Below are 15486 nucleotides of genomic sequence, written 5' to 3'. Positions count from 1 at the left end.
GTGACGACCCTATACGGCAGGGCGGCGCCCGCACCGCAAGCCAGCATCACCGTCCGCATCACCATCCGCCTCACCGCCCGCCTCGGCCCCGCATCACCGCCCGCCTCACATGCCAGGTGCGATAATCCCCACATGTCGCACATGTTCCGCTGGTTCGAATCCCTGATCGACGTCTTCCCCAAGACGGAGACCAAAACGCCCCCGCGCAGCGTCTGGCGCTTCTATCTCCACTACCTGCGCCCCATCTGGCACGTCCTGCTCGCCACCCTCGTCGCCGGCCTCGCGCTGGCCCTCGTGGAAGTGGCGATGTTCGATTTCCTCGGCCGCATCGTCGATCTCCTCGCCGAAGGCCCCGGCGCCGGCTTCTTCCAGCGCCACGCCAACGAACTGCTCTGGATGGCCGGCATCACGCTGCTGCTCCGCCCGCTGCTGGTCGCGTTGCACAACCTGCTGGTCAACCAGGCCATCGTGCCCGGCTTGAGCAACCGCTCGCGCTGGCTCATGCACAACTATGTCGTGCGCCAGAGCCTGGCGTTCTTCCAGAACGATTTCGCCGGCCGCATCGCCAACCGCGTGATGCAGACCGGCACGTCGCTGCGCGAGTCGGCCGTGCAGATGGTCGATGCGCTCTGGTACATCGTGGTCTACACCGGCAGCGCGCTGTGGCTGTTCGCGCGCGCCGATCCCGTGCTCACCCTCCCGCTGCTGGTGTGGCTGGTGGTGTACGTCGCGTTGATGGCCTGGTTCGTGCCGCGCATGAAGGAGCGCGCATGGATCGCCTCCGATGCACGCTCCAAGGCGATGGGCCGCATTGTCGACGGCTACACCAACATCGCCACGCTCAAGCTGTTCGCCCACGCCGGCCGGGAACAGGCCTACGTGCGCGACGCGGTGGAGGAACTGGCCGTCAAGCATCGCCGGCAGACCCGCATGACCACCGCGCTCGATACCTGGATCGCGGTCGCCAACGGCTTCCTCATCGTCGGTACCTGCGCGCTGGCGTTGTGGCTGTGGAACCGCGGACAGGTGAGCGTGGGCGCGATCACCCTGGCCACCGGCCTGGTCATCCGCATCCACAACATGTCCGGCTGGATCATGTGGACGGTGAACGGCATCTTCGAAGACATCGGCACCGTGCAGGACGGCATGCAGACCATCTCCCAGCCGGTGCAGGTGCGCGACGCCGCCGACGCCCGTGCGCTGGTGGTCACGCGGGGCGAGGTGGATTTCCAGCGCATCCATTTCCACTACGGCAAGCGCGGCGGCGTCATCGTCGGGCTCGACCTGCAGGTGCGGCCGGGCGAGAAGATCGGCCTGGTGGGACCGTCCGGGGCGGGCAAGTCCACGCTCGTCAACGTGCTGCTGCGGCTCTACGACCTGGAGCAGGGGCGCATCCTCATCGACGGGCAGGACATCGCCGACGTCACCCAGGAAAGCCTGCGCGGGCAGATCGGCGTGGTGACGCAGGACACCTCGCTGCTGCACCGCTCCATCCGCGACAACCTGCTGTACGGCCGCCCGGATGCGACGCCGGAACAGCTGCAGGCGGCGGTGGAGCGGGCGCGCGCGGCGAGCTTCATCGATTCACTGGTGGACGGCGAGGGCCGCCGCGGTTACGACGCGCACGTGGGCGAGCGCGGCGTGAAGCTCTCCGGCGGACAGCGCCAGCGCATCGCCATCGCGCGCGTGCTGCTGAAGGATGCGCCGATCCTGGTACTGGACGAGGCGACCTCGGCGCTGGATTCGGAAGTGGAAGCGGCGATCCAGGAAAGCCTGGACGACCTGATGGCCGGCAAGACGGTCATCGCCATCGCGCACCGGCTGTCCACCATCGCGCGGATGGACCGGCTGGTGGTGATGGACCGTGGCGCGATCGTGGAAAGCGGCACGCACGCCGAACTGATCGCGCACGGCGGCCTGTATGCGCGGCTGTGGGCGCGGCAGACCGGTGGATTCGTGGCGGCGGACGCGTAGCGGGCAGGAAGGCCGCGAACAGGCCTCAGCCGTCGACCGGCACCGCCACCGGCTTGCCGCGCCGCGCCGCCAGCGCGGCACCCGCCGAGGCCACCATGATGCAGCCGATCGCCAGCCACTGGCGGCTGCTCAGTGCTTCGGACAGCAGCAGCCAGCCGGCGAGCGCGGCCACCGCCGGCTCCAGGCTCAGCAGGATGCCGAACGTCTGCCGCGGCAGGTGCTTGAGCGCGTAAATCTCCAGCGAATACGGAATCGCGCTCGACAGCAGCGCCACGCCGGCGGCGAACGCCAGCAGTGCCGGCGAGCCGAACACCGCGCCCACTTGTCCGACGCCGAACGGCAGCGCCACCAGCGTGGCCACCAGCAGGCCCAGCGGCACGGTGGCGCGCCCGCCGGCCTGCCCGGCGCGCTGGCCGGCCACGATGTACAGCGCCCAGCACAGCGCCGCCAGCAGCGCCCAGCCGACGCCGACCGGATCCAGCGCCGCATCCAGGCTGCCGCGCGGCACCAGCAGCGAGAGGCCGGCGATGGCGAACACGATCCAGACGAAATCCAGCGCCCTGCGCGAGGACAGCAGCGCCACCGCCAGCGGACCGGTGAATTCGATCGCCACCGCGATGCCGAACGGGATCGTGCGCAGCGCCAGGTAGAACGAGAGATTCATCGCGCCCAGCACCACGCCGTACCCGACCACCAATGCCAGCGCACGCGGCGCGGGCCACGCCCGCCATGGGCGCTGCACGGCGAACATCAGCAGCGCGGCGAAGCCCACGCGCAGCAGCGTGGTGGCCGGCGCGCCGATCACCGGGAACAGGTGCTTGGCCAGCGAGGTGCCGAAGCACAGCGAGGTGATCGAGCCGAGGACGGCCAGGATCGGCAGGGTGGTGCGGTGGGACGCGGACATGGGGGCGAGGGGCCGAACGGGGACGGCATGATGACATGCGCGTCCCCGCCGCCGCGCCGGCTAGAAGGCCTGCTCCCAGCCCAGCCAAGGGAGCAGGACGGAGTTCATCGCGAAACCGCGACGTTCTCCACGAACACCGGGTTGGAATAGAACCACAGGTCCTGCCAGGGATCCTCGCCGGCCACGTCCGGCAGCGGCACCGCCTCGCCGGTACTGCTGCCGCGCGCGCGCACGAAGCCGCCTTGGGCCGGGGCGGGCAGCGTCCACGACACCACCTGCCAGTCGCCCTCGCGCTGGAACTGCGGGGCCTCGAATCGCCGGGTACGCATCTTCGGCGTACCGTCCTTGTCGGCCTCGCCGACGATCAGCTCGACATGCCGCAGTGCGGGATGCTGCCCTTGGTGATTGGCGGCCTTGGGCTGGCGCACCTTCAGCGTGATGCGCATCGGCGCGCCCGCCGCCAGCGCCAGCGTGCCGCCCATCGTCGCGCGATCGTTCCCGGCGCCGTGCACCTGCAGGTCGAGCGCATCGACCAGGTCGCCGGTCACCGCGAACATGCGGCCATCGCGCAGCCCGTCGAGGATGTCGCCGGCTTCCGGACGCGCCCACACGTAGGTCTTGCTGTATTGCCCCGGGTCGAAGTCGCGGCCGCCATCGCGCACGTTGACGTGGGAGTCGGAGGTGGCGGTGATCCAGAAGTGCCGGCCTTCGGCCAGCATCGCGTCCCACACGCCGCCGACTTGCGCGGTCATCTGGTCGAAGCCGCCCATTGTCGGCGCGTTGGCATCGCGGTACAGGCCACGATGCACGCCCGCGCCCTGGTGGCCGGGTGCGCCTTCCATGCCCACCAGTACCCGCGGCGCGGCATCGTGCCAGGCACGCAGCTCGCGCGGTTCGACCTCGCCCCAGCTGCCGAAACCGCTGGCCGTGCGCGAGGGGTGGTTGATGAACATCAGCGGCAGCGGGCTCAGCGTGCGCATGTAGGCCAATGCATCGAGCATCTGCTGCTCCTCGTCGCGCGTGGCCGGCGGTATCGGCTCGCCGCGGCTGTAGTCGCGTTCGATGGCGAACAGCTGTTCGCGCTCGTCAGGGCCAGGCGCGATGACCAGCGAGGCATGCTCGGCGGCGGGCACGTCGAACTCCATGCCGTAGAACTGGATCAACCCGGGCACCGCGCGCCTTGCCTCCTGCAGTGCCGGCCACGCCCGATCCCGGTTCACCATCGAATGCCCGGGGCCGCCGTGGTCGGTATGCACCATCCACACCAGGCCATTGCCCTGCGCGACTTGCGCATTGCGGGTGCGGGTATAGCGCGAATCGCCACCGGGTACCGGCGTGGGTGGGTTCGTGCTGCGGTCCCAGTCCACGCTCCATTCGCTGTGGACGTGGTGGTCGCCGGGTTGCCACCCGCGCGCGGCTTCAGCGGCGCGGGCGGGGAGGGAACAGGCCGACAGCACCAGCAGCGGCAGCAGGAACGGACGCATGGAAACTCCTTCGACAGGCAAGGCGATGCCGCCGCCGGCATCGGCGGGGCATCGGGAAGCGGGGGCCGGCGGTCGCGCGTGCGACCGCCGGCGTCACGGCGCGGCGGCGATCAGAAGTCCGCGCGGATACCCAGGCTGATGCGGCGGCCGGACTTCTCGTACATGGTCGGGAAGGCCGGGTCCATGGTGTAGCCGCTGGTGACCTCGTCGGTCAGGTTGATGCCCTTCAGGCTGAGCTTGACGTTCTCGGTGATGCGATAGCCGATCGACATGTCCAGCTGGCCGTAGGCGTCGCGGTAGATCGGGTACATGTTGTAGCCGATCGATTCGACGTACTCGCTCTTGTGGTTGTACGACAGGCGCGCGTCGAAGCGCTTGTTCTCGTAGTAGAAGGTGGCGTTGTAGGTGTCCTTGGACAGGCCCGGCATCGGCGTCTTGATGCCCAGGTCCGACTCGCCGGCCAGCGAGCTGTCCAGGCGGGTGTAGTTGGCGTTGATGCCGAAGCCTTCCAGCCAGGACGCGAACATGCCCAGCGGCACCTGCCCGATCACCTCGATGCCATCGACGTCATAGCTGCCCTTGGCGTTGACCGGCTGGTACACGTCGAAATCGTAGATGCCGTTGAGGCTGCCGTTGGCGTTGTACACCGCCACGTCCTCGACCACGCCGGTCAGCGCGCTGATCACCACGCCGTCGATCTTCTTGTTGAAGTACGACGCCGCCAGCAGGCCGCCGTTGTCGAAGTACTTCTCCAGGCCGATTTCCCACTGCTTGGCGTAGGTCGGCTTCAGGTCCGGGTTGCCGTCGGTGAAGCGGAACGAGCTCCAGCTGGCGGTGCGCTTGTAGGCCACGTCGGTCAGCGCCGGACGCATCATCGTCTTGGCCGCCGCGGCGCGCAGCATCAGGCCCTCGGTGAGTTCGGCGGTCATGTTGAAGCTCGGCAGCCAGTCCTTGTAGCTGCCGTCCTTCGACACCGGGTCGTCGGTGTAGCCGGTGCTGCCGTCCGGGTTCTGGATCGGGTGGTAGCCGAAGGAGGTCACCGAGGTGTCCACGTAGCGCGTGCCGGCGTTGATCGAGACCGGCACCGTGCCGATGTCGAAGCCCAGGTCGGCCATCGCGTACAGCGCGGTCACGGTTTCGTCCACGCGGTAGTACTGGCCCGGGTCGTAGGGCGTGGTGAAGCCGTCGTAGCGGAAGGCGTTGCGGGCGTACTCGTTGGAGATCTGCTGCCAGTCGAGGTTCTTGAAGCTGTAGTCGCCGCCGGGAACGATGTCGCCGATGGACTGCAGCGGGCTGTCGGCCATGGTGAGCGTGTTGACCCACGCCGCGCTGCCGGCGGTCGGGCCGGTGATCTTCAGTTCGCCGTATTCGCGGCGCTTGGAGCGGTCGGTGTAGCGGCCGCCGAACTGGATGCTGCGCAGGGCCGGGAAGAACGCCAGGTCGAAGCTGCGCGCCAGGTCCACCTGGCCGGCGTACTTGTCGTCCTTGATGCGCTCAAGCGTGGTTTCGTACGCCTCGAAGAGGTACTTCTCCGGGGCGTTGTACATGTCGATGGTGTTCGGGTTGGCGCTGGGGATCGTCTCGCCGCTGTCAGCCGTCCAGCGCGTGCGCGAGGGCGCGTAGGCCACGTGCTTGAGGTTGGAATAGTCCAGCGTCTTCTCCGCGCCGGAGTAGCCGGCCATCGCATCCACGCTCCAGACGTCGCCCTTCCAGTCCATCGAGACGCTGTACTGGCTGTAGTCGGTCTTGTTGATGCGCTCCTTGCTCAGCATCTCGTGCTGGGTGGCGGTGTAGGAGACATCCTTCAGCACGACCATGCCGTAGTCGGCCAGCGTGGTGTCGTCGTAGTCATGGATGGTTTCCAGCGTGCTGCGGCTGGAGGCCGAGTAAGCCGCCGCGTCGTACTCGTCCTCGGTGGCGTCGTAGCCGCCCCACATGGCATCGAACGCCACGCTGAAGGTATTGCTGGGCTTGTACTGCAGCGAGGCCGTGGCGCCCCACTTGTCCTGCTCGTTGACGTAGACGCGGTCGCCCACCTTGTCCTGGAACACGATCAGGTTGGACTCGTCGGTATCGTTGCGGTCCTGCACGATCACCCCGGCGTCGCGTGCCAGCACCGCCTGCGCCTGCGTGCCGCGGGTGCCCGACGCGCTGAGGAAACGCGACATCGGGCGGAAGTTGATGCCCGAGGTGGAGTCGGTGCGGTTGGTGCGTTTGGCGCGGGAATAGGAGACCAACGCGCCCCAGTCGCCCCAGGTATCGCTGGCGAGGAAGGCGTACTTCGGGTCGGTCTTCTCGGAGATCGAGTTGTAGGCACCTTCGGCCGAGACGGCGATCTTGCGCGCGCTGTAGTCGAACGGGCGTGCGGTGGAGATATCCACGGTGCCCGCGATGCCGCCTTCCTCGTCCGCGGCGGTGGGCGACTTCTGCACCGTGACCTGCTGGATGATCTCCGAGGCGAACATGTCGAACTCGACATCGCGCCCGCCGCTGCCCGAGGCGGTGGCCAGGTCGTTGATCGTCACCAGCGTGTAGTCCGAGGGCAGGCCGCGCACGCTGACCTTGGTGCCCAGGCCCTTGTTGCGCTCGATGGTCACGCCGGGCATGCGCTGCAGCGCTTCGGCCAGGTTCTGCTCGGGGAAGTCGGCCACGTCGGTGGCAACGATCGAATCGGAAAAGCCGATGTTCCAGCGCTTCAGGTCCACCGCCTGCTCCAGGCTGCGGCTGTAGCTGCCGGTGACTTCGATGCGGTCGAGCTGGTGCAGCGGCGATTCGGCGTGCGGCACGCCCGTGGCGCCCGCATCACCTGCAGCCGATGCGGGCGCAGCGAGCGGGGTGGCGCTGCCGGCGGCATCGGCTTCGATGGTCACCGTGGTGGCGTTGACGAAGCGGTAGCGCAGGCCGGTGCCGTCGAGCAGCTGGCGCAGGCCTTCCTCGGCGCTCAGGCCGGCCGGCACGGCACGCGTGCGCGGGTTGCCCGCGGCCTGCGCGTCGTAGATGAACTGCAGGCCGGTGCGGCGCGACAGCGCGTTGAGCGCGCGGTCGAGCGGCTGGGCCGGGATGGCTTCGGTGGCGGTGCTGGCGGTCTGCGCGAAAGTCGGGATGGCGGTGGCCTGCAGGGCCAGGGCGATCGAGAGGAACAGGGTGCGGCGCATCGTCGAGTCCAAGGGTGGAGTGAGGGGAGGTGCGCGGCCGGTTCAACCGCGCATGCCTGGACTACGATTCGCCAGCGCGGGAATCGGGCACCGTTTTTCGATGAATTTTTTTTGACATCGCCCAGGCGTCGCGATGCGCGTGCATCGCAACGCGCTTGTCATCTCGATGCGGTAATGGGCCGCCTCAGCGGCGCGTCGGTGCCTGCGTGTTCGCGCGCACCTGGATGCCGTCGTGCGCCAGCGTGGTGCGCAGGCCGGGCTGTTGCTGCAGGAACGCCTGGAGCGAATCGACATCGCCGGCGGCGAGGTTGCCGGTCAGGCGCAGTGCGCCGGCGGCTTCGTCCACGGTGACGCGCATCGTGTTGAGGCGATTGAACTGGTCGGCGACGTCGCGCAGCGGCTCGTCGCGGAACACGATGCGTTGCCGCCACCAGCCGGTGATCGCCTCGGCGTCCTCGCTGGCCACGCGCACGTCGTGGTCGTGGTAATCGATGCGTGCACTCTGCCCGGCGCGCAGGTCGGCGAGGACGCGGCCGTTGTCGTCGTCCGCGCTCACCTGCACGCGCCCTTCGACCACACCGATGCGGGCTTGCTCGCGCAGCAGCGACACATCGAACGTGGTGCCAATGTCGCGCACCTGCAGGCCCGCCGCGCGCACCGTGAACGGACGGCGCTCGGCGGCCACCACGAAACTGGCCTGTCCTTGTTCCAGCACCACCTTGCGCCCGAACAGCGTGTAGCGCGTGGACAGCGCGCTCTGTGCGTTGAGGTGCGCGACGGTGCCGTCGGGCAGGGTGAGCGTGCGCGGCGCGCCGTGCGCGGTGACGTAATGCGCCGTGCGCGGCCAGGCGAGCTGCGCGCCGGTGCCCAGCGCCAGCACGAGCGCCGCCGCGGTGGCCAGGCGCGTCCACGGGCGAGGCACGGCGTTCCCGCGTGCGGGCCGTGGCGGGGCATGCCGCACCGGCAGCGCCACCACGTTGTCATGCCGCGGCGGCGTCGCCAGCGGCGCGGGCGCCTCCGACGGTAGTGCGCGCAAAGCGGCGCCGAGTTCGGAAGCGACGCGGCCGATGGCCAGGTATTCGCGCAGGTGGTCCGGCGTGGCCAGCAGCCATTCCATGAAGCGCGCCTGCTGGCTGGGGCTCAGCTCGCCCTGGCGATGCAGCGCATGCCATTCGGCGGCGGCCTGGGTGATGAGCGGATCGGGACGGCGCGGTTGCGGGCTCATGCCTCCACCTCGTCGGCCAGCGCCTGGCGGCAATGCGCCAGCCCGCGCACCACGTGCTTCTTCACCATGTGCGGTGATACGCCCATGCGCTCGGCGATCTGCTTGTAGCTGAGTCCGTCGCGGTACTGCATCACCAGCACCGCGCGCGTGCGTTCGGGCAACTCGGCCAGCAACGCCTGCAGGCGCTGCCCGCGCTGGGCGCGCGCGGCGGTGTCCTCGACCGAATCCTCGGCGGCCAGCTGCTGGGCCACCTGTTCGAATTCCTCGATGGGCAGCGGCGAGCGCTGGCGGCGGGCGGCCTGCTCGCGCACGAGGTTCAACGCCACCGTGAACAGGTAGGCTTCGGGATTGCCGATGGCCTCGCCCTGCGCCTGGTCGGCGCGCAGCAGGCGGAGATAGGTTTCCTGCACCAGGTCCTCCGTCTCGTCATGCGCGCCGCGCCGGGCGAAGAAGCCCCGCAGCACCGGCGCCTTCTCGGCGAACATCCGCGCCAGTCCGCGTTTTGCCTGCTCGCCCAATGCGCCGCCATCCCTTCCCCCGAAGTGGGCGGAAGGTAAGCGGGGTAGATGACGGGGTGGTGACGGGTGGGTCCGCCAGGGGCTCAGTGCGAGGAAATTCCCGCGTGCACGAATGAGTACGGGTGGCTTACGGCGCTGCCTCCGGCGCCACCGGCGGCAGCGGCGGAATCACGGCCGGCGCCTTGCGCCCGGGCAGCGCCGGCCAATAGCGGGTGAAAGTGACCCGTACGCGCTTGGACACCAGGAAATACGGAATCCAGATCAGCGCGGCGATCAACGCGCGGCCCAGGTCTTTCAAAGAATCCACGTCCACCGGCTGCTCGGCCAGGGCCGGGATCAGCTGGCAGGCGCCGATGTCGGCCACGATCACCCCGACATTGCACGCGTACAGCGCGATGGCGATGGCCGGCGCATAGCGCGAGCGGGCGAACAGCAGCACGAGGGTCGCCACCACCAGCGCGAGGATGAAAAGATTGCCGGCCACTTCGAAGATGATCAGCGGCAACCACAGCGGGTGATAGGCCGCCCCTTGCGGATCGATGAGCTGGGCCAGCGTGCCATCAAGCAGCAGGCGTCCATGCGTAGTGAGCAGCGTGGCGGGAATACGCAACAGGCTGACGAACAGCCCGAAGAACACCAGGATCAACCAACCACCGAGCCCATCGAGCTCATGCCGCTTCGTGTTCATTGCGATATCCCCATCGGCGAGCCCCGGCGCCAAGGCGGTGCCGTTCCCTGTGCTCACGAGCGCAGCATAGCCCGCCGGAAAGCACGCGCAACCGCTCTGCGCTCAGGCATCAGGAACCCATCGGGCATCCGGGGCCAGGTCCTGCCCCCGGGTGCCGCACGCTGGCCCATGCGTGCAGCGCTTTCAGCGGAAAAGACCGTGCAGGCAAGAACCCGCACGGTCGCAACCTAAGCCGGGCGATTACTCGATCGGCTGATCCAGCATCAGCTCGCGCGCAAAGCGCACCGGCGGCGCACCGTAGGACAGGATCTGGTCGTGGTAGGCCTTCAGGTTGAACTTGTCGCCCAGCTTCTCCTGCACCGCCTTGCGCGTATCCAGATGCTCCTGCACGCCCACGAAGTAGGTCGGCAGCTGGGCCGAGGACAGCTGCGCGCGCACCCACTTGCCCGACGCCTCGCTCTCCTGCTGGAACGCATCGTGCGTCATCAGGTGCATCGCCTGCTCGCGGCTCCAGTTGTCCACGTGCACGCCCTGGTCGAGGATCGCATTGGCGATCGAACGCAGGTAGAACTTCAGCTGCACCAGGTGGAACAGCGGATCGTTATCCAGGTAGCCCTGCTCCTGCATCATCCGCTCGGTGTACACCGCCCAACCCTCGGCGAACATGCCCGAACGCAGCACCGCGCGCAGCGTCGACGGGAACTTCGAGGAGTGCCAGCCTTCCAGGTAATGGCCCGGGATGCCCTCGTGGATCGACAGCAGGTGGATCATCCGCGAGTTGTACTCGCGCAGGAACGAATCGGACTGCGCCTGCGTCCAGTCGTCCGGGATCGGCGAGATCGCGAAGAACGTCGCCAGATTCTTGTCCAGCGGGCCGGGCGAATCGCAGTACGCCACCGCCACGCCGCGCTGGAACTCCGGCATCAGGATCACGTCCACCGGCGCATCCGGCAGCGTCACCAGGTCCTTTTCACGCACGAAATCGGTGGCCGACTTCAACGCCGCCTTGGCATCGTCCACCACCTTGTCGCGCGCCGGATGCTGCGCATACGCCAACTCCAGCGCCGCCTCGATCGCCTTCTGCTGCTGATCGTCGTTCGGATTCTCCGGCAGCGCCGGCGCGCCCGGCTTGTCCTTCAGCACCTCGCGCGCGATGCCGTACATGTCGCCACGCACGCGCTTGAGCTCGGCTTCGGCGCGCTGCTTGATGTCCTGGCGCGACAGCGAGGACACCAGCGCGAACTTCAGCTTCTGGTCGTACTTCTCCGCGCCGATGCGGAAATCGCCCTTGGCGTTCGGCACCAGCGTGTCATCGAGCCACTTCTGCTGCTCGGCCACGGCCTTCTTCAGCCCGTCGATGGCCGCGTTGGTGCGCGCCGCATCGGCCGGCGCCAGCTCGCCCAGGTGCGGGGTGATGAAGGTATCGACGATGGAGAGGATGCCCGCGTTCTGCTTGGCCACCGTCTTGGCGTGGATCTCCGGCACGCGCGCCGGGTCCAGGTTCTCGCGGGCCTGGGCGAAGATCTGCGGGATCTTCTCCATGCGCTCGGTCGCCGACTTGATGCGCTCGGGCAGCGGCGCGAACTCGCGCGCCATCAGGCCGTAGATCGCGCTGCCGGCCACGTTGTTGTAGACCTGCGGGTCCCACGCCCAGCTCTGCAGCACCTCGGTGTTCCAGATGTCGGATTGCAGCTGGTTGCGCAGGATCGCCGCGTCCACCTGGTTCTCGCGCGAGAGCTGGGTGGCGTCGATCTTGTCCAGCTGCGCCAGCAGCGACTTGCTGGCCTCCAGGCCCTTCTGGCGGCCGGCGGCCGACAGGTCGTCGATCTGGCCGTCGAAGCGGTGGTCGCCGATCTGGGTGGCGCCGACCGGGGACAGCTGCATCCAGGTGTCCAGCGCCTGCTTGGACAGCTCGGCGAAGCGCGCATCGGCCGTCGTGGCGGCGGTGGCGGCGCCGGCGGGGGTCTCGGCGGTGGGGGCGGTGTCGGCCTGTTTCTGGCAGCCGGCGAGGGCGGCCAGCAGGGCGGCGGTGAGCAGGGTCTTGCGCATCGGGGATTCCAGGTGGGTCGAAACCGTCGAGGATAGGCCCCCGCGCGTGCGGGCGCACATGCCTTTGGATTACCTTGGGCGCTCCAACAGGAGGGGAAGGGCATGCAGTACGAAGGGAGCTGCCACTGCGGCGCGATCGCGTTCACCTTGACCACGCCGGCGCCGATCACCGAAGCCATGGACTGCAACTGCTCGCTGTGCCGCCGCCGTGGCGGCCTGCTGTGGTTCGGCCCGCGCGACGCGCTGGCGCTGCACACCCCGGCCGAGCGCCAGGGCGAATACCGCTTCAACCACGAGCACATCGCCCACCACTACTGCCGGGATTGCGGCATTGCCCCCTACAGCGAGGCGGTGGACCCGCGTTCGGGCCAGCTGATGGCGGCGGTGAACCTGCGCTGCGTGCCGGCGCTGGACCTGGCCGGCCTGAAGATCAACGCTTTCGACGGGGCGAGCCTGTGACCGGGGCGCGTATCGCCGGTTTCCTCCTGGCGTTGGCACTGGCCGGTTGCGGCAGGCACGCGGGGCAGTCGCCCGAAGAAGCCGCCGCCGCGGCAGCCGACGCGGCCATGGCGGGCGAGGAGTCCGCACGGTTTGCCGCCGCGCCGCCGCCCGCCCCGGCCAAGATGCTGGCGCCGCCGCGTGGCACCTTCCTGGCGTACGAGCACGACGCCAGCGTGCGCCTGCCGGGGGCGGATATCCCCGCGCATCTGGCCGCGGTGCGCGACGCCTGCCAGGAGGCCCGTTTCGGCGATTGCGCGGTGCTGCAGATCACCCAGCGCGGCGATCCGTACCCGGGCGGCGAGATCACCGTGCGCACTGCGCCGGCAGGCGTGGAAGCGCTACTGAAACTGGCGGGCGAAGGCGGCGAGATCGCCGAGCGCAGCACCAACGCCGAAGACCTCGCCCAGCAGGTCGCTGACACCCGCCTGACCCAGGCGCGGCTGGAGAACGAGCACGCGCGCCTGCTCGAATACCAGCGCCGCGGCGACCTGAAGGTGGCCGACCTGCTGACGCTCTCCCAGCGCCTGGCCGAGATCGAAAGCGGCCTGCAGGTGGCGCGGCAGGACGCGGCCCAACAGCAGCGGCGCATCGATACCCAGCGGCTGACGATCAACTTCCAGGCCATCGGCACCGAGCAGCGGCGCAGCGAACTGGGCCAGGCCTTCTCCGAGACCGGCGCGATCTTCACCGGCAGCGTGGCGTGGGTGGTGCGCTTCATCGCGGGCGTGTTGCCGCCGGCGATCCTGGGGCTGGCGTTGCTATGGGTGGCGCGGGCGTGGTGGCGGCGTCGCCGCCGGCGCGCGGGCTGAGGCGAGCCTTGCGGGGGAACGACGAGGGCGTCAACCCTCGTCTTCCTCGAACTCCACGAACACATCCAGCTCCAACGCCAGTTCCTGCACCGCATCACGCACCTTCTGCGCGGTGGAGTCGTTGCCCGCTTCCACTTCCAGTTCGTGCGTGCCGGGGCCTTCGTCGTCGGACAGGCCGGCCGAGCTGGAATCGTCGTCGTCCAGGTGCGACATCAGGTCGTCCACTTCCTCGACGTGCTCGATGCCATCCAGGCTCAACAACAGGTTGCTGATCGCGCGGGCGTCGTCCTCGCTGCCGGTGATGCGCAGGCGCAGGGTGGGCATGGGCAGGTCTCCATCGAAAGGGAGCCTCAGGTTAGGCAGCCGGACGGAAACGCCGGGTGAGGACGGCCTCAGCCCACGGGCGACAGGGCATCGCCTGCCGGCAGGTCGCGCGTGGCCACGTGCAACAGCGCCGTGGACAGCAGGGTCGGCGCCACGTGCCTGCGATGCACGCCGTCCACGACCGCCATGTAGGCGCGGCCGAAAAGATTGCGGCAGCGTACCCGGGTGGCAAGGCTGAAATGCACCTGGCCGTCGTCGTCGACATGCACGGCGGCGCAGGACCGAAAGGCGAGATGGCGATCGTCGGCGCCCAGGATCACCTGCGCGCTGCGCGGCGCATGCGCTTGTGACAGCACGGGGAAGCGCTGCAGGAATCGTTCCGGCGACTGCGCGCTGGCCAGTGAAGAGACCGGGCACCCCAGCTTGGCGATGCGCAGCCCTAAGGGACGCACCAGCGTATTGCGCAGTCCCATCAGTGCGCCGACGCTGGCCGGCGGGGCTTCCAGGAATCCTTCCAGCAACGCGGCGAGCAAGGCGGCCGGCTGCGACGAACGCACGTCCTCGCGCGCGAGCGTGGCCGTCACGATGTCCTGGTAGTGATAGCCGGGCAGCAAGGGGGGCAGCAGGGAATCTTCCGGCAACGCGCGTGCGTGCCTGATGGTCGGGGCTTCGCCGCGGTGGCCGGTATAGCCGGCCACGCCCTTTGCTTGCCAGCGCAGGCGGCAGCGCCCGGCGCGGCTGCGGATGCGTGCGCATGCACGCTGTCGCCAGGAATCGGGCGGCGCGTGCAGGGCGAGGCAAGTGGTGGGCACCGCCTCGCCACGCGCGTCGGCCGCATCGAGCAGGGATTGCACGGGGCCTGGCAACAGTTCGGTCAGGCTGGCGATGGTGGCGGTGCCGGCTGCCGCACGGGCCTGCAGCGAAGGATCCACCAGCCCGGCGGATTCGTCGGGATGGCATGACAGGGCGAACAGCGCCGGGTGATGGCCGTCGTTGCGCAGCGGCAGGAACTGGTGCCAGGTGCCGCCATCGAAGCGCACGCTGAAAAGGCAGTCCGGCGGGACTTCGACATGCCGCAGTGCGCGCAGGAACGCCGCTGGATCAGCCGCCATCGCCGCATCGCAGACGTGGGCGAAGCGCAGGCGCGCGCCGCCGCTGCCGCTGATCGCGGTGAACAGCCGGCGTCCCGCATGTCGGTGGAAGGGATGGCCGTGCGGACCGACCGAAAAGGAAAACAGCGAGGTCGGATCGTCGCGCGAGAAATCCGGCGGGGAAAGCAGCGCGGACGGTTCGTCGAGCGCGGCGTCGTGGCGCGGGTGGGAGGCCTGCCGTTGGCCGGCCCGTGCGGCCAGCGCGTCGCCCGCGCCGGGGTCGAGCTGGGAGATCAACAGGACTTCGACAGGGCGCCCGCCATCAGGGGCGGCGAGTTGTACGCGGGGGAAACTGCGTTCGCTGGCAATCCACAAGCGTCCCATGTCGGCTCCTGCCGTGTCGGGGAAGGGGTCAGCGCGCCTTGGCCTTGGCCAGGCGCCGCGATTCGCGTTGCAGGGGGCCGGCGGTGGGGCAGACCTCGAAGGCAAAGCTGCTGAGCGTGTTGATGAGGCTGTCCGGCGTGAGGCGGTAATAGACGAACTGGCCGCGCCGCTCGCCGATGACCAGTCCGGCCGCGGACAGCACGGCCAGGTGGCGCGAGATCGCCGGGGCGGTCATATCGAAACGTTGCCCGATCTCGCCGGCCGTCAGCTCCTGCGCCGACAGGAAGGCCAGGATCTCGCGGCGGGGGCGCGAGGCGAGCGCTTCGAAGATTCGGTCGGTGGCCATGATGGTTCAATGATTAACGAATTGGTTAATCATT

At 68.9% G+C, this 15486-nt stretch carries 13 protein-coding genes; 3 read left to right on the top strand and 10 right to left on the bottom strand.

Going from position 1 to position 15486, the window contains the following annotated elements; all coding sequences use genetic code 11:
• The first annotated feature begins 141 nt into the window (after positions 1-141).
• Complete coding sequence (locus ARC20_RS17620) at positions 142-1974, top strand: ABC transporter ATP-binding protein (RefSeq protein ID WP_057649387.1); 1833 nt, start codon at positions 142-144, stop codon at positions 1972-1974.
• A 25-nt stretch (positions 1975-1999) separates the two neighbouring features.
• Here ARC20_RS17620 and ARC20_RS17615 read toward each other — a convergent pair whose 3' ends face one another.
• The 7 genes from ARC20_RS17615 to ARC20_RS17585 all read right to left on the bottom strand — a co-directional run bounded on the left by ARC20_RS17615 (position 2000) and on the right by ARC20_RS17585 (position 11997).
• A complete protein-coding gene (locus ARC20_RS17615) occupies positions 2000-2878 on the bottom strand; it encodes an EamA family transporter (RefSeq protein ID WP_057649382.1) in 879 nt (292 codons plus the stop codon).
• A 104-nt stretch (positions 2879-2982) separates the two neighbouring features.
• Positions 2983-4362 carry a CehA/McbA family metallohydrolase domain-containing protein gene (locus ARC20_RS17610; protein ID WP_237642625.1) on the bottom strand — a complete coding sequence of 460 codons (1380 nt, stop codon included), beginning with the start codon at positions 4360-4362 and terminating at the stop codon, positions 2983-2985.
• A gap of 110 nt (positions 4363-4472) precedes the next feature.
• On the bottom strand, positions 4473-7517 hold the full coding sequence (locus ARC20_RS17605) for a TonB-dependent receptor (RefSeq protein ID WP_057649385.1): 3045 nt from the start codon (positions 7515-7517) through the stop codon (positions 4473-4475).
• Positions 7518-7701: 184 nt separating this feature from the next.
• Complete coding sequence (locus ARC20_RS17600) at positions 7702-8742, bottom strand: FecR family protein (RefSeq protein WP_057649381.1); 1041 nt, start codon at positions 8740-8742, stop codon at positions 7702-7704.
• Positions 8739-9227: an RNA polymerase sigma factor gene (locus ARC20_RS17595; protein WP_057649380.1), complete on the bottom strand. Its 489-nt coding sequence runs from the start codon at positions 9225-9227 to the stop codon at positions 8739-8741. Before ARC20_RS17595 ends, ARC20_RS17600 begins: the two co-directional genes overlap by 4 nt.
• Positions 9228-9387: 160 nt before the next feature.
• A complete protein-coding gene (locus tag ARC20_RS17590) occupies positions 9388-9948 on the bottom strand; it encodes a DUF2569 domain-containing protein (protein ID WP_057649379.1) in 561 nt (186 codons plus the stop codon).
• Positions 9949-10188: 240 nt separating this feature from the next.
• Positions 10189-11997 (bottom strand): DUF885 domain-containing protein, encoded by a 1809-nt coding sequence (locus ARC20_RS17585; protein ID WP_057649378.1) that lies wholly within the window; start codon positions 11995-11997, stop codon positions 10189-10191.
• A 102-nt stretch (positions 11998-12099) separates the two neighbouring features.
• Here ARC20_RS17585 and ARC20_RS17580 point away from each other — a divergent pair, with 102 nt between their 5' ends.
• Complete coding sequence (locus ARC20_RS17580; RefSeq protein WP_057649377.1) at positions 12100-12456, top strand: GFA family protein; 357 nt, start codon at positions 12100-12102, stop codon at positions 12454-12456.
• Positions 12453-13307 (top strand): DUF4349 domain-containing protein, encoded by an 855-nt coding sequence (locus ARC20_RS17575; protein WP_081418266.1) that lies wholly within the window; start codon positions 12453-12455, stop codon positions 13305-13307. The genes ARC20_RS17580 and ARC20_RS17575 overlap by 4 nt, the downstream gene beginning before the upstream one ends.
• Before the next feature lie 30 nt (positions 13308-13337).
• On the opposite strand, the gene ARC20_RS17570 is transcribed toward ARC20_RS17575, so the two are convergent.
• From ARC20_RS17570 to ARC20_RS17560, 3 genes are all read right to left on the bottom strand, one after another.
• On the bottom strand, positions 13338-13631 hold the full coding sequence (locus ARC20_RS17570; protein ID WP_057649376.1) for a hypothetical protein: 294 nt from the start codon (positions 13629-13631) through the stop codon (positions 13338-13340).
• Between the two features lie 68 nt (positions 13632-13699).
• Complete coding sequence (locus ARC20_RS17565; RefSeq protein ID WP_057649375.1) at positions 13700-15106, bottom strand: DUF2867 domain-containing protein; 1407 nt, start codon at positions 15104-15106, stop codon at positions 13700-13702.
• A gap of 28 nt (positions 15107-15134) precedes the next feature.
• Positions 15135-15452: a metalloregulator ArsR/SmtB family transcription factor gene (locus ARC20_RS17560; protein ID WP_057649374.1), complete on the bottom strand. Its 318-nt coding sequence runs from the start codon at positions 15450-15452 to the stop codon at positions 15135-15137.
• Positions 15453-15486 lie beyond the last annotated feature (34 nt).

The organism is Stenotrophomonas panacihumi, from assembly GCF_001431645.1.
GTDB classification, from domain to species: Bacteria; Pseudomonadota; Gammaproteobacteria; order Xanthomonadales; family Xanthomonadaceae; genus Stenotrophomonas_A; species Stenotrophomonas_A panacihumi.
This window is presented reverse-complemented; position numbering and strand designations above follow the sequence as displayed.

Coding starts and splice junctions, on each gene's coding strand:
- ARC20_RS17620 (WP_057649387.1), top strand. CDS start 142: ATGTTCCGCTGGTTCGAATCCCTGATCGACGTCTTCCCCAAGACGGAG.
- ARC20_RS17615 (WP_057649382.1), bottom strand. CDS start 2,878: ATGTCCGCGTCCCACCGCACCACCCTGCCGATCCTGGCCGTCCTCGGC.
- ARC20_RS17610 (WP_237642625.1), bottom strand. CDS start 4,362: ATGCGTCCGTTCCTGCTGCCGCTGCTGGTGCTGTCGGCCTGTTCCCTC.
- ARC20_RS17605 (WP_057649385.1), bottom strand. CDS start 7,517: ATGCGCCGCACCCTGTTCCTCTCGATCGCCCTGGCCCTGCAGGCCACC.
- ARC20_RS17600 (WP_057649381.1), bottom strand. CDS start 8,742: ATGAGCCCGCAACCGCGCCGTCCCGATCCGCTCATCACCCAGGCCGCC.
- ARC20_RS17595 (WP_057649380.1), bottom strand. CDS start 9,227: ATGTTCGCCGAGAAGGCGCCGGTGCTGCGGGGCTTCTTCGCCCGGCGC.
- ARC20_RS17590 (WP_057649379.1), bottom strand. CDS start 9,948: ATGAACACGAAGCGGCATGAGCTCGATGGGCTCGGTGGTTGGTTGATC.
- ARC20_RS17585 (WP_057649378.1), bottom strand. CDS start 11,997: ATGCGCAAGACCCTGCTCACCGCCGCCCTGCTGGCCGCCCTCGCCGGC.
- ARC20_RS17580 (WP_057649377.1), top strand. CDS start 12,100: ATGCAGTACGAAGGGAGCTGCCACTGCGGCGCGATCGCGTTCACCTTG.
- ARC20_RS17570 (WP_057649376.1), bottom strand. CDS start 13,631: ATGCCCACCCTGCGCCTGCGCATCACCGGCAGCGAGGACGACGCCCGC.
- ARC20_RS17565 (WP_057649375.1), bottom strand. CDS start 15,106: ATGGGACGCTTGTGGATTGCCAGCGAACGCAGTTTCCCCCGCGTACAA.
- ARC20_RS17560 (WP_057649374.1), bottom strand. CDS start 15,452: ATGGCCACCGACCGAATCTTCGAAGCGCTCGCCTCGCGCCCCCGCCGC.